Source organism: Streptococcus sp. 27098_8_75, from assembly GCF_041432475.1.
Classification (GTDB): domain Bacteria; phylum Bacillota; class Bacilli; order Lactobacillales; family Streptococcaceae; genus Streptococcus; species Streptococcus gordonii.
On sequence record NZ_JAPVZR010000001.1, the window covers coordinates 333696 to 354016 of the forward strand.

Below are 20321 nucleotides of genomic sequence, written 5' to 3' on the forward strand. Positions count from 1 at the left end.
AATAAGATTTAAAACTCCTATGTTACCATTCTACCATACTTTTTGGAATATGAAACAATTAAATTAACTTTAACTAAAATAATCTGTTTCAGCTGATTTGTAAGAAATGTAAACAATTTCATACCCCAATACAAAATACAATCAAGAACAGATTCAAATAAAGACTTACAGAGACCAAAAAATCCCCTCTCTTCCAGACCATGCTAAATATCAATCAGTCTGAGAAGAATAAGGGATAGGGGGGTAATATTAAGAGAAAAAAGTATGTGTAGCCTGGTAAATATGATGGGCAGTTGTTGCATTGTTCATTGTATATAGATGAACACCAGCAACATCCTGAGTTACCAAGTCCACAATCTGATCCACTGCATAGGCAAGTCCTGCTGCTCTGAGTGACTCAGGGTCATGCTCATACTTGTCTAAGATGGCCTTAAATTTACGTGGAAGATGGATATTCTCACACGTTTTCAAGAGACGAAGCGCTTGATTACGGTTAAGAATTGGCATAATCCCTGCATGAATGGGAATATCAATCCCTGCCAAGGTACACTTGTCTTGGAAATCATAGAAACGCTCATTATCAAAGAAAAGCTGAGTTACAAGGCTAGAACAGCCTGCATCCACTTTCTTCTTGAGATTTTGAATATCCGAGATTTGGTTTGGCGAGTCAGGGTGTCCCTCCGGGTAGCAGGCACCAACAATATCAAAGTGCGGTGCTTCTTCTTTGATGTATTCAATCAAGTCAGTCGCGTACTTAAAATCATCCTTGGGTGCTACATCAGGGAAAATATCCCCTCTTAGAGCTAAAATCTTATGCACCCCAACCTTGTCCAAAGCCTGGAGTGTATCTGAGACCATTTCCTTGGTTAGATAGACTGCTGGAAGGTGAGCGATGGTAGGAATCTTCAAATCATTATAGATGAAGTCAGCCAAACGTACCGTTGTCTCCTCTATATTAAATTTATTATTGCTAGCAGTCACACTAATATAGTGAGGTGCAATATCCTGCATTTCCCGAAGAGCTTGGATTATTTTTTCATTGCCTACTGCTGGATTGGGAGGAAATACTTCAAATGAGAGACTAGGTGTGTGGTGACGAACCATAAAATAAAAAGTTCCTTTCAGTGATATACCGCTAAGCTGAGAACAATCCTACAGGAACAATTTCTGCAGGATTGTCAGCTCCGGTTTAAATTTTCGGTTTGCCCTCCATAAAAATAAACGATTTTGTCAGAGGAGGATTATTTCAAGTGTTGTCTAGCTGCTTTGGCTGCTTCTACTAAACGAACCAAGCTAGCTTTGGTTTCTGGAATACCACGTGTTTTCAAACCACAGTCAGGGTTGATCCAAACTTTCTTGCTTGGTACTTTAGCAAGGATCGCTTCGATGGTGTGGTCAATTTCCCCTTCGTTCGGCACACGTGGTGAGTGGATATCGTAAACACCAGGTCCTACTTCTGTTTGGAAGTTCTTCGCTTTGAGTTCATCCAAGATTTCAAGGTTTGAACGGCTTGCTTCAAAGGAAATAACGTCCGCATCCATGTTGTCGATAGCTGGGATGATATCTGTAAATTCTGAGTAACACATGTGAGTGTGGATTTGAGTGTCTGGCGCTACTGTAGAGTGTACCAAGCGGAAGGCAGGGATTGCCCAGTCAAGGTAGTCTTCATACCAGTCGCTACGACGGAGTGGCAATTTCTCACGAAGAGCAGCCTCGTCGATTTGGATAATCTTCACGCCTGCAGCTTCAAGGTCAAGAACTTCATCCTTGATAGCAAGAGCGATTTGAAGAGTAGAATCCTTGATAGAGATGTCTTCACGTGGGAATGACCAGTTAAGGATGGTAACAGGTCCAGTCAACATACCTTTAACAGGTTTATCAGTACGGCTTTGTGCGTAGCTAGACCATTTAACAGTGATTGGGTTGAGACGAGTGACGTCACCCCAGATGATTGGTGGTTTCACCCCACGCATACCGTAAGATTGTACCCAACCATTCTTAGAGAAGAGGTAACCTGACAAGTTTTGACCGAAGTACTCAACCATGTCGTTACGCTCGAACTCACCGTGTACAAGCACGTCAAATCCAACTTCTTCTTGCCATTTGATCCATTCGTCGATAGTTTCAGCAAGGAAAGCATCGTACTCTTCTTGAGACAATTCACCTTTACGGTAAGCCAAACGTTTGGCACGGACTTCCTTAGTTTGAGGGAATGAACCGATGGTTGTTGTTGGAAGGGCTGGAAGTTTAAAGGCTTCTTCTTGGATAGCTTCACGTTCTGCAAAGGCTGGCAAACGAGTGTAGTCTGCATCTGTCAAACCAGCGATGCGCGCACGAAGCTCTGTATTTTCACCCACACGCTCCGTCGCAAAGAGTTCTTTGTTAGCAGCAAGAGCCTCTGCACCTTGACCATTGCGGATAGCATCCAAGTCACGAAGTTCTTCCAATTTTTCAACTGCAAAGGCAAAGTGATTCAAGATAGCTGGCTCAAAGTCTTCGTTAGCTGTTGTAAATGGCACATGAAGAAGTGAGCATGAGCTAGTCAAGACAATGTTTTCAGCTGGGATTTGCTCAAGAACAGCCAAGCTCTTTTCGTAGTTGTTGCGCCAGATGTTCTTACCATTAACAATACCTGCATAAAGAGTCTTGTCAGCTGGGAAGCCACCTTTAACAAGTTCAAGAGTTTTCTTACCTTCGACAAAGTCCAAACCAATCGCATCTACTGGCAAGTTGACAAGGTCAGCGTAGACGTCACGAACGTCACCAAAGTAGGTTTGTATCAAGACTTCCAAGCCTTTCTTGTCTGCCAAAAGCTTCTTATAAAGATCCAAGAAGAGAGCTTTTTCTTCTGCAGACAAATCTTTGACCAAACTTGGCTCATCCAGCTGGATACGCTTTGCGCCCTGCTCTGCTAATTTTGTAAAGACTTCTTGATAGGCTGCCACCAAGGCATCTACAAAGTCAGCCGGTGCCACACCATCTTCAAAGTCAGATACTTGCAGGAGGGTGAATGGCCCCACCACTACTGGACGGGTTACTAAGCCCAACTCTTTAGCTTCTGCAAATTCATCAAAAATCTTGTGGCCTGCAAGTTTTACTTGAGTTTCTTTTTCAAATTTAGGAACGATATAGTGGTAGTTGGTGTTGAACCATTTCTTCATCGGAAGAGCACGGACATCCCCTTTTTCGCCCTGATAGCCACGAGCCAAGGCAAAATAACGCTCCAAGTCAGTCAATTCCAAGCCTTGCACAGATGACGGCACCACGTTAAAGAGAAAAGCTGCATCCAACACATTATCATAATGAGAAAAATCATTTGATGGAATCTCAGAAATCCCTTTTTCCTTAACAATATTCCAATGCTTAGCACGGAGCTCTTTAGCTGCAGCCAAGAGTTCGTCTGCTGAGATTTCTTTTCTAAAGTATTTTTCAGTTGTAAATTTCAATTCGCGGAATTCACCCAAACGTGGGAAACCAATGATAGTTGTTGACATATGTGTCCTCCAAAATTTTTCTTGATTTTATCTTATCAGAAAATCCACCCCCTGTATAATTGGAATTTCCCTAATTTTGATATAGTCTAAAACTATACCTTGATTTTTTATGTCACTATAAAACCTTATTTTCCAACTGACATTGATTGAAATTATTGTTTGATATAAGTAAAAACTATAATTCAAAATAGAAAAACCAGCGATTTTCTCGCTGGTTTTTCTTATTTTACCTTTTACCATCATTTTCTAAGCTATTTGAATGAGAAAAAGTGGACGCGACACAGCTTACTCAGCCTTGTCATCACTCTTAAACCTCGGCAAATCTAAAAGGTATAGAGCTCCTCCTCCTATAGATAAAAGGTCAGCGAAGTTACCCAAAAAAGGGATAAATCCAACAATAGAGGCACAAAAGAGAAGCTTATGGCTGGTCTTATTGACTCTTGAGTCTTCGCTATAATGAGCCATTCCGACAATAGAAAGCGCCAAAAACAGCAGGCTGATTAATACTACCAAGCCACCCCAGCCATAGTTTTCGACCAATTTGGGAACTAAATCAACTATTTTCCAGTCCCATCTCTCAGAAGAAGCGTAAAGGATTAAGAGACCTCCTAAGATACTGGTAATTCCATTTACCAATAACAATTTATTCGATTTCATAATAATCTCATTTTTTCTTTTTTTAAAATAGTATACCTAACCACTTTCTAATCTGTCAACTTTCTTGAAAGAATTGATGCTCTACCAGATAAAACCGTTTTCATTCAAATTATCTTGTGATAAAATAACTTTATGCACAAGAAAACGATTATTGATTTTAAGCAGTTGGGACAACGCCTGATTTTCACAAATCCTATCAGGGAGCTAAAGACTCGTCGCCTTGACCAAGTGGAGGAAATTTTGACAGAGATTCAGGGCTGGCAGGAGAAAGGATACTATGCTGTAGGTTATGTCAGCTATGAAGCAGCTCCAGCCTTCGAGGAAAAGTTCCAAGTTCATTCCGCTCCACTCCAGAAGGAATACCTCCTCTACTTTACTATCCACGATAAGGGCGAGCAGGCTTCCATTCCCTTGACCTATGAGGAAGTGGAAATGCCAGAGGCTTGGCAGGGGCTGACTTCTGAGCAAGAATACCGGAAAGCTATCGAGACTATCCATCATCATATCCGCCAGGGCGATACCTATCAGGTCAACTACACGGTGCAGCTGTGTGCAGAGCTCAATCATGAGGACAGCTTGGCTATTTATAACAGACTGGTCGTTGAGCAAAATGCGGCCTACAATGCCTATGTAGAGCATGATGAGACCGCCATCTTGTCCATCAGTCCCGAGCTCTTTTTCGAGGAGTACCGAGGTCAACTGACCACTCGCCCTATGAAAGGGACCACCAATCGGGGACTGACCTTAGAGCAGGATAGAGAGCAGGCTGCATGGTTAGCTCAAGATGCCAAAAACCGAGCAGAAAATATGATGATTGTCGATTTGCTGCGCAATGACATGAACCGCATTTCTCAGACAGGTAGCGAGCGGGTTGAGCATCTCTGCAGCGTCGAGCAATACTCTACGGTCTGGCAGATGACCTCTACCATCAAAAGTCAGCTGCAGGAGAGAGTCGGGCTGGCAGAGCTTTTCAAGGCGCTCTTTCCTTGCGGATCCATTACAGGCGCTCCTAAGATTTCGACCATGGCTATCATCAAGGCGACAGAAAAAGCTGCTCGCGGGGTTTACTGCGGTACAGTCGGCATCTGCCTACCAGACCAGAGACGGATTTTTAACGTTGCCATCCGCACCATTCAGCTAGAGGGAAGAAAAGCTATCTACGGCGTTGGCGGTGGCATCACTTGGGACAGCACCTGGAAATCTGAATACATCGAAACCCAGCAAAAATCCGCCGTTCTCTATCGAAAGAATCCGCGATTCTACCTGATTTCTACTGGAAAAGTGACAGATGGAAAGCTGACCCTGCAAGACCAGCACCTGCAAAGACTGGCAGAAGCAGCTAGCTACTTCGCCTATCCTTTTGACCAAAGTAAGCTAGGGCAAGAGCTAGAAGAAAGCTGCGCTCAGCTGGATAAAGGGCAGGATTATAGGCTGCGTATAGCTCTAAAAAAAGACGGTAGCATTGGGCTAGAAACGGCCCCTCTACTGCCACTAACAGAGACTTTCAGAAAGGCAAAACTGGTCGAGCAGACAGCCAATCTAGCTCAGCCTTTCACCTATTTTAAAACCAGCCATCGGCCACATCTGACCTTGGAACAGCAAGAACAGATTTACTACAATGCACAAGGCCAGTTGCTGGAAACCTCTATTGGCAATCTACTACTGGAGCTAGACGGCAAACTCTACACGCCTCCTGCAGAACTGGGTCTTCTCAAGGGCATCTACCGCCAGCAACTACTGGACGAGGGGCAAGCTATTGAAAAGATTCTGACTCTGTCTGATCTAGCTAAAGCCGATAAAATCTATGCTTGCAACGCAGTTAGAGGACTGTATGAGCTGGAATTGGACCGCAAGCCACCAATGTGAAAGTAAGCATTAAAGCCTTGTATCAAAAAGTCTTCTATGATCAATCAAGGACTTACATAAGCTAGATATACCTGAAAAATTTCTGCTATTTGCAGGAATTTTTTTGCTAAAAAACTTTAGAAATATTTTAGAAATGCTTGAGAATTATTTGAAAGATTGGTACTATACTGGATAGTGAAAAGAGAGCTTCCTCTCCCTATCTATACAAGGAGAACTTATCATGGAAAATATTTTGGTTTTACAGCAAATAAGCAAGAAATTCGGCCAACAATATGCCCTGACCGACGTGAGTCTGACCATCAAAAAAGGTGACATTTACGGTCTTATCGGGAAAAATGGAGCCGGAAAAACGACCCTCATTAAGATTATCGCTCAGTTACTAGAGGCAGATAGTGGCAGTGTTTCTCTTTTTAGTTCTCAAAATCAAAAAGAATGGACGCAAGGCCTCAAGCGGGTCGGATCTGTCATCGAAACGCCAGTTGCTCACAACCACTTGACAGCCTACGAAAATCTCAACTACTACTGCAAACTCCGCCATATCCCCCATGCTGACAAGGTTATCCAAGAAACCTTGGAATACGTGAACTTAACAGATACTGGCAAGAAGAAATTCAGAGATTTTTCACTCGGTATGAAGCAACGTTTGGGTATTGCTATCGCCTTGCTATCTAAGCCAGATTTGATGATTCTAGACGAACCGATCAACGGTTTAGACCCAGTCGGTATTAAAGAATTCCGTCAGATGGTCCAACGGCTCAACGAAGAATTGAGGATGACCTTTATCATCTCCAGCCACATCTTATCTGAACTCTATTTAGTGGGAACAAAGTTCGGCATCATCGAACAAGGTCGATTGATTCGCGAAATTTCTAAGTCTGAGTTTGAAGAGCAAAGCGAAGACTATATTGTTCTTAAAACTTCCAAATTAGAAGAAGCCAGCCGGCTTATTCATGACCAGCTCAATTATCGTATTAAGGTGGTCAATGCTTCTGACGAGATTCATATTTTCACTCATTCGCACCAAATCAGCAAGATTGTAGAAGAACTTGTAGCTGCAGGTCTACCTGTGCAAGAAATCTACTATGCTCGCCAAAATCTGGAAAACTTCTTTACGGATTTAGTTGAATAACAAAGGGAGGCTCATTATGATCGACTTCATTCGTGCCGATTTTTACCGGCTCATGCGCTCAAAAGGCTTTTGGATTACTGAGTTTTTATTATTCTGTGTGATTTTCTCAGCAACCTTCCTTCAAGCAAATATTCATTTTGGAGCAAATATCTCCAGAAATGCGGCTGCTAGTCAATCTCTAGGAAAACTAACCGGCCTTCAGGCTTTGGACTATTTTGCAGGCAATACAGACAGTCTGCTCTTTTTCACCATTATTATCATCAGTATGGTCCTTGGAGTGGATCTATCACGAAAGCTCTACAAAAACTGCCTCAGCTACGGCATTTCAAAACTCAGCTATTATCTTTCTAAATTCTTTGTCTGCGTTAGCATCGCACTTCTACACCTTCTCTTTATTCAAGCTATCTCCTTTGTGACTGCTAGTCTGTCCAACGGAATCGGAACTGCCCCTAGCTCTTTTTTGCCTCATCTGGGCGCTGCTCTTTTCGTTCAATTTCTCAGCACTATCTCTTGGATTAGCATCATCTCTTTGGTCCTCTATGCCAGTCACTCTATCGTATCTAGCTTTTTAACCTATTTTATTGGTGGAGCCCTGCTATCTATCCCTCTTATCTTTTATCCTGATAATGAATGGCTCCCCTATCTCACTCTACGTTTCAACACTGCTATGGCAGCTGATGGAGGAACTATCATCAAGGCTATCCTTACAACATCAGCTGTCTCCCTCCTCTTTCTCATTGGGGGACTGAAGATTTTTAAAACAAAAAATTTATAAGATGCTAGTAGTATTTTAAACAATAGGAGGAAATTCCATGTTACACACCATTCAGGCGGAACTCTTCCAGCTCATCCGTTCCAAACTTTTTTGGATAACAGAGGGTCTGCTCTTCCTCCTCATCTTCGTTAGCTCTTTTGGAGAAGCTAGCTTTAGCTTATATGTCTCTACACCTTCTGAACAAGATGAAATAGTCCGTCAAGGATGGACAGGATTTCAAGCTCTCAATCAAGTCGCTCACGATTTCCTCCCTTTTGTCATGATTGCAGTTCTTGTCCTCACTACTTCTTTATTGGGGCGAGACCTAACCAAAAAACTCTACAAGAATACATTGGCTAGTGGCCTTTCGCGAAAAGATTTTTATCTATTTAAAACTGCTACCCTTACAACTACTAGTCTTATTCAATTAGCTACCGTATTTGTCACAGCTTTTATCTTGGGAAGTATCTTTCATGGGCCTGGGATCATGCCAAAGGATTTCTTTGAGAATTTTTCACTATCCTTCTTTCGTGCCTTTGTCTTTATCATGGCCTGTAGTTCTGCCTTTGCCTGCTTACTCTACCTGACCTACTCCACTCTAGCCAGCTATCTAATTTTTTTCGTCCTGATAATGCTTCAGGCTAGCCTCCACGCTCTTTTCCCTCAACTAAATTCTGATTTCTTCACATTCTTGATCCTTGCCGGATCCCTTTGGGGTGGCTATCAGGCCTTCCAACATCGAGACTTATAAATATACAGAGTTAGTCCCTGACTAGCTCTTTTTGTTTGTTTTTGCATTTCGTATTTCTTTAGAAATACTTTAAAAAGACTTGAGAAATATTTGAAATTTGGTTTGTATACTATAGTTAAACCTAAGAAAGCGAGAATATGCTATGCAAACTGTTTTAGAAGTAAAGCAAGTTACCAAACAATATGGCCAACAATATGCGCTTGATCATGTCAGTCTTTCGATCCAGAAAGGTGACATCTATGGACTGATTGGCAAGAACGGAGCTGGCAAAACCACTCTTCTCAAGACCATTAGCCGGCTCATTCATGCCAACAGCGGAACCGTGTCTGTCTTTGGTTCGCAGAACTCTAAGGAATGGAATGAAGCCCTACGCAAGATAGGAACCGTCATCGAAACACCGGTCGCTTACAATCAAATGACTGCTTATCAAAATCTCAACTACTACTGCAAGGTCCACCAGATTGCCCAGCCCGACCAACTCATCAAGGAAACCTTGGCCTATGTCGGATTGAGCAATACTGGTAAAAAGAAATTCCGCAACTTTTCGCTAGGAATGAAGCAGCGCTTGGGGATCGCAATCGCCCTTATAAACAAGCCTGAACTCATGATTTTAGATGAGCCCATCAACGGCTTAGATCCGCTTGGCATCAAGGAATTTCGCCTGATGATTCAGCGACTCAACCAAGAGTTGGGAATCACTTTTATCATTTCCAGCCACATCTTGTCTGAGCTTTATCTGGTAGCCACCAAGTTTGGCGTGATTGACCAAGGACGACTCGTCGCAGAATTCACCAAAGATGACTTTGACCGAGCCAGCGAAGATTATATCGTCCTCAAGACTAGCGATAAAGACCAGGCTGCCAATTTCATCCAAGGCAAGCTCCACTATCAGCTCAAAGAAGCTGATAAATCTGACGAGTTGCACATTGTCGCCCAAGAGCAGGAACTAAATGACATCAACAGGGAGTTGGTCTTATCCAACATTCATGTCAATGCTATCTATGCAGCTCACAAAGATTTAGAAAAATACTTTACAGATTTAGTCCAGTAAGGAGAAAAAAACATGTTACATACTTTTCAAGCAGATTTTTACCGTTTCTTTCGTTCCAAGGCTGTTTGGATTACCGAATTCATCTTTTTACTGACGACCTTGAGCGCAGTCTTTAGCAAATTCAATGCCGTCCAGCTGATACAAGCTGGCTCCAGCGCAATCGGCAATAATACATTTATCATCATTATCCTCTCTATGATCGTCATCGGGACAGATCTGAACAAGCAGCTTTACAAGAATACTTTAACCAGTGGCGTTTCCCGTACCAGTTTCTTCGTCTCTAAAGCCCTAGTCATGGTCTGCGTAACCTTCTTGCAGCTAGCTCTCTTTTATAGCATCAACTTTATCCTAGCGGCCATTCTAAACGGTATTGGCGATTTATCCACTATCTTCCTGCTTCAGTTTATTCTTCTATTCTTTGTGCAGTGCCTGACTGTCATGGCTTGGACAGCCATTATTTCCTTTATTCTTTATCTGAGTAAATCTATGATTGCTGCTCTGGGAGGTTACCTTTTCTGCGCATCTTTAACTGGAGCTCTTGCGCAATTATACCCCAAATCTTTATGGCTGCAGTATTTCACCATGAGCTTTGACTTTGATACGCTTCAAAGCAACGGTGTAACCTTGAGAATTATTCTCATCGCCTTGGTCTTTGGAACCGTCTTCACCGTAGCAAGTCTCTATACTTTCCACAAAAAAGATTTATAGTAAAAAAAGGAGCTGGTTCTTAACTGGTTCCTTTTAATTTTTTCATTTCGTATTTCTTTAGAAATACTTTAAAAAGACTTGAGAAATATTTGATAATTAGTTTGTATACTAAAACTATAAACAAAGGAATTAAAGGAGAAACAGCATGCAAAATGTTTTAGAAGTGAAAGGACTTACTAAAAAATACGGGGATCAATATGCTCTGAAAGATGTCAGTCTTTCCATCAAGAAAGGAGAGATCTACGGTCTCATTGGTAAAAACGGCGCTGGTAAGACCACGCTGATCAAAATTATCACTCAAGTCATCTATCCTAGCGGAGGAACCGTGTCTGTCCTGGGCTCTCAGAGCCAACAAGAATGGACCAAAGCCCTCAGCCATACTGGATCTGTCATCGAAACCCCTGTAGCACATGCCCACATGTCGGCCTATGAAAATCTGCGCTACTACTGTACCGACCGGGGCATTCCAAATGCTGACAAAGTCATCAAAAAAACCCTACAATATGTCGGCCTGACCTATACTGGAAAGAAGAAATTCCGCAATTTCTCTCTGGGGATGAGACAGCGGTTAGGCATTGCCATTGCTATTTTGGGGCGCCCCGATTTGCTCATTCTGGACGAGCCCATCAATGGCTTAGACCCAGTTGGGATTCAGGAATTTAGAGAAATGGTCAAACGCCTCAATCAAGAACTGGGCATCACCATCATCATTTCCAGCCATATCCTGTCCGAGCTTTATCTAGTCGCAACTCGTTTTGGCTTTATCAATCAAGGGCATTTCATCAAGGAGCTGTCTAAGGAAGAATTTGACCGAGAAAGCGGCGACTATATCATCCTCAAAACGGATAATATCCAGCAAGCTGCTCATTTAGTGCAAGACAAGCTCGGCTACCAAATCAAGCCGACCAAGAAGGAAGATGAGCTGCATATTTCCGGCCAAGTACAAGAAATTCGCAAGATTGCCAAGGAATTAGTCCTAGCCGACATCCCAATCGGGGAAATCTACTACGCCCACAAAGACTTAGAAAAATACTTTACAGACTTAATCAACCAAGAAGGAGGAAACACTCATGTTTAATAGTATCAAGGCGGATTACTACCGTATCTTCCGCTCCGTAGGATTCTGGGGAGTGCAGGCTTTCTGCATCTTTGGAATTCTCCTCGCCATTTTCACTTCCACAGCCGTCAGTTCCGACAACGGTATCTTTTTTGCCATATATGCCGTCACCTACAACATCGGCATGCTCTTTATTGCCTGCAATGTCATGACTAGCTTGCTTCTCGGTGTTGATCTCAATGACAAACTTTATCACAATAACCTGACTACAGGCAAGACTCGGACCCAATATTACTTCTCTAAAGCACTGGTTATCGGCAGCTTACTTCCTCTACAGTTCATACTGCTCTACACTTTTGGTATTGTCATCGAATTTGTCCGAACCGGCGGTAATATGGGAACCCTACCAGCTAATTTCTGGGGACAATTCGCAATACTCTTTGTCATGCAGATCATCTGTACCTACGCTTGGTACTGCATTACCAGCTTTGTCCTCTACTTGACTCGAAACTATAGTGTCGTCTTTATCACCTATATCATGACCTACATCTTACTCGGTCTCCCTAGTCAAATGTTCGATGCCAATAATGAATGGTTCAAGGCTATCAAGATGGAGTTCTTCTACGAGGACGCTTCAATACCAGGTGTCATCACCAAAACAGCTATCTTTGCTTTCAGTCTGATCACGGTCTTTACCATAGCAGGACTGGCTACTCTGAAGAAGAGAGATTTATAAAATAAAAACTCAGCTAATCACTAAATTAGCTGAGTTTTTTTGAACGGATTTCACCCCTTCTGGTCTAGCCGCCTTTATCGGCTTTCTTTCACTGCTTCCAAACTTGCTTATTCAAGAACAGACTGATGCAGACTCCTAGGATAAGGTAGAAAGTGACAAAGGCAAGGCTGGCTGCCAAACTAGTCGGATATGGAAAGATCTTGCCCATAGGAAAAAGAACATTAGATAGAAATCCTAGGGGAACAAAGAGTAAGAATAAAATCAAGGCTAGCTTAACCTGAAAAGAAGGTCTTACCTCGGATAGATTGCGGCCCATTCCCCACACCAGCAAACCTACTCCCTGAACGATTAGCACCGGTGTTAGCAAGACACTAACCTTGATAAAATCAGCTAGGATAATGGAGAGGATGATGCCCAGACCTACCAAGCCAAGAGAGAGTTGATAGCAAATATTGCTGGCTATTCTCCTGTGCTCAATTGACTGCTCTTCCTCTTTCTGGACTACAGGCTCAATTCCCTTGAGCAGATAGTCTGTGGTCACCTCAAAATAGTCACTCATGGAAATGATCTTATCCAAATCAGGCATACTCTGCTCACTCTCCCACTTGGAAACGGCCTGTCTGGACACACCGATTTGGTCGGCTAGACCCTCCTGCGAAATGCCCCGCGCTTTTCGCAGGTACTGGATTCTGTCTGATAGATTCATGGATTGTTTTACCTACTCTTTCTTATTTTTTATACTTTCTTTCATTGACACTTATTATAGCACAAGGCGAAGACACCGCAAAGTCTGCCTGTCACCTCATCATACAATGCTAGGTTTATTCTTTTTCTTTGTTCATATAGCCAAAGTAATCTTGGTAAATGGTACCGTCCTTGTCGAAGACTGCTGTCGCTATGCCGGCCGATGTCTTTTCATATTCCTTGACATAGTCTTGGATTTTCTGTCCGATTTGACTATAGGATGTCCCAGAGGGAAGTTGAGCCTCATCAGCAGCAGCTGATAAAGAAGCAGTTAAAAACAAAAATAAGATTAGCATAATGAATAAAGGAATTTTCTTCATGCTTTTTCCTCCTTTAAATTAAACTCAAGTTTTTAATCAAAATCCTCAAAGACAGCGATTTGTTAATCTGAAATCAAAAACTTGGCTTCTGCTTTCAGATTAACAAAAAAGCCAGTTGCCTTTCTAGCGACTGGACTTGGAATAAAGAAAAAAACTAGTTGCTTTTTGGGTAATTGAACTTGGAATCATTGTCAACTGTTAGTTGCAAGTCAGTTATATCAAGGGTTTAGAGCATGTGGCTGATTTTTCACTTTGACAGGCAAAATGGCCTCTCTAAGATAATTGACTTCTCAAACCACAAAACAAAAAGACATTTTTATCATGCCTTTCTTTGATTTAATCTAAAAATAAACCTCAGCCAATTCAAAAATTAGCTGAGGTTTATGAGCGGATTTTAAGGCTAGCTGATAGAGCTGAGCCTTCCTTATTTTGCTTTTTCAAGTCTTTTTTACAAGGTCACAACCAGTTCAAACCAGTCGTCTTCGGCTCTCATGGTCAAGTCCCCACCTAGGATTTCGACTAACTGCTGGGTGATATAAAGACCTAGACCAGAGGACTCCTCACTGCTGGAGAGATTTTCTGAATAGAAACGGTTGGTTAATTTATCCAGGTGCAAGATTGGTTGTTGAACGATATTTTTGACGATAAAGATACAGTGCTCTCCGTCTTGTTTCAGAGAAATACTGGCAGCCTTTTGACCATGCTTAAGGACATTACTTATCATATTTTGAACAATACGCTCCAAAATATCAGGATCCGTTGTCAAGGTCAAACCTTCAGTCAAATCAAGATCCAAGTCAATCTGAGCTTTTTGAAAGGCATCGTAATAATCAAAAAGTTGCTGAGTCACCAGCTGAGAAAGATCCGTCTTAACAAAGGTCGGGCGAATAGCTCCCTCCATCAGTCGGCGATACTCCATCAGGGCTTCTAGCCGTTTGGACACCATTCCCAGACTATCCGCAATCTTGACTAGTTGCTGACTCTCTTGGTTATCTTCTTTTAATAGTTGCTGGGTATAGCCACTAGCAATGGTCAAAGGCGTCCGGATATCGTGAGCAATATTACTGATAGCCATGTCCAGAGTCTTCTTTTCTTGCTGTACCACAAAGGTCGTCTTATCCAGCTCCTGAAAGATCTCCTCAACCTCTTCAGTTAGCTCTAAAATACTTGCTACATGGACCGATGGAGCTAGCCTACTAGAACTAGCCTGTTGACGCTTTTGCCGGATTTGCTGGGCTACATCCTTAACTGCCATATGATAACGAACCAAAACGAGGACTAGAAGCAGACAGATAATGACCAATAAAAATGCAAGAACTCCCATTTCAGTCCTCCTTGAGCCTTACACCCAAGCCCCAAACTGTTTCAATGTATTCTTCGGATGGATCTAGCTGAGCCAGCTTTTTACGTAAGTTGCTAAGATGAGTATTGAGGGTATTGTCTCCAGGAAGATAGGCTTCTTCCCATACAGATTCAAACAAAGCTTCTTTAGTAAATATTTTTTTAGGATAGCGGAGCAAGAGTTGAAAAATTTGAAATTCTTTCTTACTCAAACGAACTTCTCGCTCTCCACAAACAGCCTGAAAAGTTGCTGGCAATAATTGAATATTCTTAAAACAAAGGCTTTCTTCCTCGGCTGATGCGGCATACAGACTACGCAATTGGACTGTCACACGGGCAAAGACCTCATCCAGATTAAAGGGTTTGACAATATAGTCATTGGCTCCATTTAAAAGATACTCGCTGACCAGAGACTTCTCTCCCAAAGCCGTCAGCATCAGAATAGGTACTTGGCTGTTAGTCCTACGAATTTCCTTCAATACTTGGTCACCGTTCTTACCAGGCAACATGATATCCAGCAAGACCAGATCAGGCTTTTCACGCTCAAAAACAGCCAGCCCTTCTGTTCCCGAATAAGCCGAGTAGACTTCATGTTCTTTCTCAAACAGACTTGTCAGAATCGCATGAATATCATTATTGTCTTCAATCACCAGAATTCTAGCCACAGTCCTTCTCCTTCGCTCCATTTTTACTATTAGTGTAGCAAGGAAAAAGACGTAAGTCAATGAAATGTCATCTTCTAACAAAACTTTAGAAATATTTTAGAATTTCTTGAAGAATATTTGAAACCTGTTCCTTACAATGAAAGAAAGCAATATTTCTGGATCACATGTAGAAAGGAAGAAAAGAATGATTATAGTATTTTGTAGAGTTATCTTTAGAAGTATAATATTCGCTATCGAGGATTTATAAAAGAAAAATTATTTACACTATTTCTTGTTGGGATCGTAACGCTACAACTTTCCCATTCCTCATCCAAATCAGTCTAAGAACGGGATAGGGACAAAACATAAATAAGGCTGAGACATTCATATCTCAGCCTTTTTCCTATTTTACAGATGCTCCGTTAGTCGCGATGACTTCCTTGTACCAGTCAAAGGATTTCTTCTTAGAACGTTTGAGCGTTCCCTTGCCTTCATTGTCCCGGTCCACGTAGATAAAGCCATAGCGCTTCTTCATCTCGCCAGTTCCGGCTGATACCAGGTCGATACAGCCCCAGGTCGTGTAGCCCCACAGAACTACCCCATCTTCATTGATGGCTTCTCGCATGGCCTTGACATGAGCTGCCAGATAGTCAATCCGATAATCATCAGCCACATAGCCATTTTCATCTGGAATATCCACTGCGCCCAGACCATTTTCCACGATAAACATAGGCTTTTGATAACGATCCCAGATGGTATTCAGCGTAATGCGCAAGCCCAACGGATCGATCTGCCAGCCCCACTCAGAGCTTTCCAAATAAGGGTTCTTGAGAGAAGCAAAGATATTGCCCTCCGTCAGCTCATTAACCTTAGGATCTCCCGAAGCTACCCGACTCGCATAGTAAGAGAAGGAAATGAAGTCCACCGTATGCTCCTTGAGTAGCTGCAGGTCTTCTTCTGTCATTTCGACAGTGATTCCCTCGCGCTCCCAAGCTTTCTTGGCGTAATTAGGATATTCACCACGCGCCTGCACATCAATGAAGAAATAGTTTTTCCTGTCTTCCTCCATACCAGCCCATACATCGCGTGGATGGCAGGTGTTAGGATAATTTTGTCCCGCCGCCAGCATACAGCCGACCTTATTTTCTGGATCAATCTCATGAGCCAGCTTGGTGGCAATGGCTGACGCGACTAGCTCATGATGGGCCGCTTGATACTTGACCTGTTCTTCGTTTTCGCCTTCTTCAAAGCAGAGCCCTGCCCCCATAAATGGTGCATGGAGGATCATGTTAATTTCATTGAAGGTCAACCAGTACTTGACCAAGCCCTTGTAGCGGGTAAAGAGAGTGCGGCAGAGACGCTCGTAAAATTCCAGCATGAGACGATTCCGCCAACCACCATATTGCTCAATCAAGTGCATGGGACAGTCAAAGTGAGTAATGGTCACCAAGGGCTCAATGCCGTACTTACGACATTCCTTAAAGAGGTCTTCGTAAAATTTCAGACCCGCTTCATTGGGCTCCAGCTCATCCCCCTTAGGGAAAATCCGGCTCCAAGCAATGGACAGACGATAGGTCTTAAACCCCATCTCGCCAAAGAGAGCAATGTCCTCCTTGAAGCGATGGTACATGTCAATAGCTTCCTTGGCTGGGTAGAAATAGCCATCCTCAAAGTCAAACATCTTTTTCTTACCCGTGATGATGGCCAGACGGTCCTTACCAATCGGCACCACATCTACATTAGCCAGCCCGCGACCATCCGCATCATAAGCGCCCTCGCATTGGTTGGCAGCTGTCGCTCCACCCCACAAAAAACCATCAGGAAAAGTCAGTTTTTCAGTCATATTTCTACTCGCTTTCTAATTGCTTGTTTATTTACTTATATTATAGCTCATTCTGTAAACCTTTTCTTATAAAATACTGTGACATACTGATACTATTCTACTATTTAAGTTGATCAGATCGTTTTTTAAAAAATTATCCTCTCGAAAAAGCAAATAGCCTCCCCTGGAACAAAAAAAGAAGACTGAAAACCAGTCTTCTCTGTTCCTTTTAAATCAAAGCCGTGATAGCCGTTACGAGGCCAAAAACAATCCCAGGTGCATTGGCTGCAGCAAGAGGGATATCTCTTTCCTTTTTGAAAAGTCCATAGTAGACCCAGAGACTGCAGTTAATCGCTGCAACCAAGGGCTGGATGAAGTTTCCTTTTTGACCAGCCAAGTTGTTCATGATTTGTGGGAAGTAAGACACATACATCATAACAGACATAAAGGTCGCTACCCAACCTAAAATTTTCATTTGTTTTTCAGACATTTTCAAAGCCTCTTTCATTTTTGCTGAATCTTATTTTATAATCTTATTTCAAAACAATCAAGTCTTTAAAACTTTTGTTATAAAGATGTAAACTATCACAATCTTGTGATAAGAAATAAGAGTGAAGTTAGGAAAAGTATTTATAAGCAGGAAAAAGCATATTTTTATGTGCTGAAAAATCTTGATACTGGGTCTTTTATTGCTGAAATATTTACTTCATTTTATGATAAAACTGACTTTTGGGCCAGAATCAATATTTTCCTAAATCTACAACTTGTTGATATCTACTTTCATCATCAATATGATGGGCAATTTCTAACATCATAACAGGAAGAGAAAATAGTAGTTCATGTACCATGAGGGCATTTTCTTTATCTAGGGTTGCTGTCACTTCATCAGCCAATAATAAATTTTTTCTACGAAGAAGAAAGCGTGCCAATTCAATCCGCACCCTTTGTCCCCCAGAAATATTCTCCCCGTTATTCTTGATAATAAAATCCAGCCCACCCGTCAATTCAAAATCTAGTTTGACTTGTTTCAAAACAGCAAACAACTCTTCCTCAGAAAATTCTTGTCCTAAGGTCAAATTGTAACGCACTGTATCGTTAAAGAGAAATGGGTGTTGGTTAATAATTCCTATACTGGATACAAAACTTGATGTAGATTCATTAACAGTTGTCACGCCGATAATTTCTCCCTCATCTGCTATTTCTTCTCCAGTAATGAGTCGGAACAAGGTTGACTTACCACAACCACTCGGTCCTTTGATTAAAACTTTCTGACCTGCTTGAACATCCAAGTTTAGATGAGTAAAAAGCTGTCTGTCACCATAGGATTTACTTAAATTTTTAATGTGCAGGGCATGCAATTCTTGCGCATCTTTTTTATCTATCTGTTTTACATCTCCAATTTCTAATATTCCAAAAATCTTATCTGCTGTCGTTTTTGCCCCTTGTATATCTACAGCATCATACATAATAGTCTGAATGGGGCTCACTAACTGACCTGCTGCGATGTACATGGCAACAAGACTTGCCACTGACACTTTCTGCCCAGCCATAGCAAAGTAAAAACCTAAAACAAGTGGTAAAACTTGGCTCAAAAAGACCATGAATCCGTTGCAAAAGAAAATAATATTATGGGTAAAGCAAAACTTTTGAATTGCTCGTTGATATTTTAGATTAATCTTCCAAAATCTGTTCTGATTTTCAGAAATTGCTTGGTTCATGAGTAGAGTATGTGATCCTCGGATACTATCAGATACTTGATTATGAACTTCTACTCTGCCTTGCGCCATGTCATCACCAGTATGTTTGAGTCTTTTATTCATCAAGAACTGAGGAATAGGACGTAAAATTGTGAAAAAGACAAAAATGCTACCTAGCAACAAATTTTGCGAAATAATATAAATCGCTGTTAGTAATGCAACAAAGCTCCAGCAAATGATATTGACGTATTTTTCTAAGTAATTATCCCCCAAATACTCCATATCTTGTGTGAGCATGGTGATTTTTTCATCTTCGCTAAAATCTTTATTTGTCATCAGCTTGCTAAATAAATCTGCCCTCATATTCATTTGAATTTCACGACGAAAAACATTATGTGTATGATTACAAAAGAGCATTAAGCTATACAGGACAAAGTATACTGTAAAGCCGAAAACAGCAAACTGTATGATTTTAGAATAAGTCAGTTCTCCTTGATTTAAGGACAAGGCTTGTGATACGACTAAGGGTTGAGCAAGAGCCAAACCTCCATTTGCTAGTGCACCAATGATAGTATAAAACTTCGTTTTCTTATCCAGATAGTGAAATATTTTATTCATAATGCCCTCCTAGAAAAAGAGAGAGGCTAGCACTCCTCTCCATTTTTATTATATAAATTTAACAAATATTACAATCTCATTATTCCTATCTTCTATCTGTTTTAAATATTTGTTTACCTCATTTACTTCAGGAAAATATTTATTCTCTTCTAAATAGGCAATATATTCACTTTCAGTTGTTTTATTTTTCTGTATAGTCTGCTTTAATTCATCCGTGATTAAAAATGAATGATTATTTTTAGTGTTGAAATACACGCTACCATCTTCTGTATCGTACCTCAATACATATCGTGATAACTTTCATATTACCACCTCTTTATCTTTGCTTTATTTCAAATACATTATACAACTATTAAAATAACAATTCAAGAAAAATCAGAATATTAGAAAAGTTCTACATTTTAATAATATTCAATCGAGTACAAACTAATTTCAAATTCCCTTATCTACTACTATACATGCCGTACTATCACATTTCTGTTCGTCGAGACACAATCTCGCTATTCCTTCCTCTAAGGTTAACTTCAAATGACTACGCGTCCTATTTCATTCGATAAAAATCAATCACTAAACCAGCAGGGCCTTTAACTAGTAGCGATTCTGTTCCCCAATCAGTTACAGCCGGACCGTGTAAAATCTCGACACCAAGCTCTTTTAACCGTTGGTAGTTCTGCTCTACATCCTCAACCTCAATGTGAAGAATGATTCCTGACTGAAAGTTTTCCAAAGGAACCAAATGATTTTGTGATAACATGAGGCAGTGACTGCCAATCGTGAACTGTGCAAAACTATCGTCAACATAATCGGCTTTTTTATCCAAAATACGCTCCAAGTCAGCACAGACTTGAGGAACATCTGAAACGATGATATCTAATTGATTTAAATTCATTTACTATCCTCCAGAAAAAGACCGGATTGCTCCGATCTTTTCA

General features: G+C 41.4%; 18 protein-coding genes and 1 pseudogene. 8 read left to right on the forward strand and 11 right to left on the reverse strand.

Annotated features, from left to right (window positions below; translation table 11 throughout):
• Nucleotides 1-249 precede the first annotated feature (249 nt).
• The 3 genes from metF to O3640_RS01555 all read right to left on the reverse strand — a co-directional run bounded on the left by metF (nt 250) and on the right by O3640_RS01555 (nt 4151).
• On the reverse strand, nt 250-1104 hold the full coding sequence (gene metF / locus O3640_RS01545) for a methylenetetrahydrofolate reductase [NAD(P)H] (RefSeq protein ID WP_048777364.1): 855 nt from the start codon (nt 1102-1104) through the stop codon (nt 250-252).
• Nucleotides 1105-1241: 137 nt separating this feature from the next.
• Entirely contained in the window at nt 1242-3494 is a 2253-nt protein-coding gene (gene metE, locus O3640_RS01550) for a 5-methyltetrahydropteroyltriglutamate--homocysteine S-methyltransferase (RefSeq protein ID WP_227221248.1), read from the reverse strand.
• Between the two features lie 285 nt (nt 3495-3779).
• The gene (locus O3640_RS01555; RefSeq protein WP_195321499.1) at nt 3780-4151 is read right to left on the reverse strand and encodes an insulin activator factor; all 372 of its coding nucleotides are present in this window, start codon (nt 4149-4151) and stop codon (nt 3780-3782) included.
• Nucleotides 4152-4283: 132 nt separating this feature from the next.
• Here O3640_RS01555 and pabB point away from each other — a divergent pair, with 132 nt between their 5' ends.
• The 8 genes from pabB to O3640_RS01595 all read left to right on the forward strand — a co-directional run bounded on the left by pabB (nt 4284) and on the right by O3640_RS01595 (nt 12203).
• Nucleotides 4284-6017: an aminodeoxychorismate synthase component I gene (gene pabB, locus O3640_RS01560; RefSeq protein WP_371586521.1), complete on the forward strand. Its 1734-nt coding sequence runs from the start codon at nt 4284-4286 to the stop codon at nt 6015-6017.
• Nucleotides 6018-6237: 220 nt separating this feature from the next.
• Entirely contained in the window at nt 6238-7146 is a 909-nt protein-coding gene (locus tag O3640_RS01565) for an ATP-binding cassette domain-containing protein (protein WP_125396835.1), read from the forward strand.
• A gap of 16 nt (nt 7147-7162) precedes the next feature.
• Nucleotides 7163-7921 (forward strand): ABC transporter permease, encoded by a 759-nt coding sequence (locus tag O3640_RS01570; RefSeq protein WP_125396834.1) that lies wholly within the window; start codon nt 7163-7165, stop codon nt 7919-7921.
• Between the two features lie 37 nt (nt 7922-7958).
• Nucleotides 7959-8651: an ABC transporter permease gene (locus tag O3640_RS01575; RefSeq protein ID WP_125396833.1), complete on the forward strand. Its 693-nt coding sequence runs from the start codon at nt 7959-7961 to the stop codon at nt 8649-8651.
• Nucleotides 8652-8793: 142 nt separating this feature from the next.
• A complete protein-coding gene (locus tag O3640_RS01580) occupies nt 8794-9702 on the forward strand; it encodes an ABC transporter ATP-binding protein (RefSeq protein ID WP_195321497.1) in 909 nt (302 codons plus the stop codon).
• 12 nt (nt 9703-9714) lie between these two features.
• Nucleotides 9715-10410: a lantibiotic ABC transporter permease gene (locus O3640_RS01585; protein WP_195321496.1), complete on the forward strand. Its 696-nt coding sequence runs from the start codon at nt 9715-9717 to the stop codon at nt 10408-10410.
• A gap of 145 nt (nt 10411-10555) precedes the next feature.
• Nucleotides 10556-11488 (forward strand): ABC transporter ATP-binding protein, encoded by a 933-nt coding sequence (locus tag O3640_RS01590; protein ID WP_125396831.1) that lies wholly within the window; start codon nt 10556-10558, stop codon nt 11486-11488.
• A complete protein-coding gene (locus O3640_RS01595) occupies nt 11481-12203 on the forward strand; it encodes a lantibiotic ABC transporter permease (RefSeq protein ID WP_125396830.1) in 723 nt (240 codons plus the stop codon). The genes O3640_RS01590 and O3640_RS01595 overlap by 8 nt, the downstream gene beginning before the upstream one ends.
• Before the next feature lie 88 nt (nt 12204-12291).
• Here O3640_RS01595 and O3640_RS01600 read toward each other — a convergent pair whose 3' ends face one another.
• The 8 genes and pseudogenes from O3640_RS01600 to O3640_RS01635 form a co-directional block, all read right to left on the reverse strand.
• Complete coding sequence (locus O3640_RS01600; RefSeq protein WP_125396829.1) at nt 12292-12909, reverse strand: helix-turn-helix domain-containing protein; 618 nt, start codon at nt 12907-12909, stop codon at nt 12292-12294.
• Between the two features lie 121 nt (nt 12910-13030).
• Nucleotides 13031-13267, reverse strand: a pseudogene (locus O3640_RS01605) (methicillin resistance protein FmtA); the annotation flags it as partial.
• A 448-nt stretch (nt 13268-13715) separates the two neighbouring features.
• Nucleotides 13716-14591: a sensor histidine kinase KdpD gene (locus O3640_RS01610; RefSeq protein ID WP_125396827.1), complete on the reverse strand. Its 876-nt coding sequence runs from the start codon at nt 14589-14591 to the stop codon at nt 13716-13718.
• A 1-nt stretch (nt 14592) separates the two neighbouring features.
• Entirely contained in the window at nt 14593-15273 is a 681-nt protein-coding gene (locus tag O3640_RS01615; protein ID WP_125396826.1) for a response regulator transcription factor, read from the reverse strand.
• 382 nt (nt 15274-15655) lie between these two features.
• On the reverse strand, nt 15656-17095 hold the full coding sequence (locus tag O3640_RS01620) for a 6-phospho-beta-glucosidase (protein WP_195321495.1): 1440 nt from the start codon (nt 17093-17095) through the stop codon (nt 15656-15658).
• Nucleotides 17096-17303: 208 nt separating this feature from the next.
• Nucleotides 17304-17564 (reverse strand): SemiSWEET family transporter, encoded by a 261-nt coding sequence (locus tag O3640_RS01625; RefSeq protein WP_001291473.1) that lies wholly within the window; start codon nt 17562-17564, stop codon nt 17304-17306.
• 250 nt (nt 17565-17814) lie between these two features.
• Nucleotides 17815-19389, reverse strand: a complete 1575-nt coding sequence (locus O3640_RS01630; RefSeq protein ID WP_268723040.1) for an ABC transporter ATP-binding protein — start codon at nt 19387-19389, stop codon at nt 17815-17817.
• Nucleotides 19390-19930: 541 nt separating this feature from the next.
• On the reverse strand, nt 19931-20278 hold the full coding sequence (locus O3640_RS01635; RefSeq protein ID WP_268723041.1) for a VOC family protein: 348 nt from the start codon (nt 20276-20278) through the stop codon (nt 19931-19933).
• Between the last annotated feature and the right edge of the window lie 43 nt (nt 20279-20321).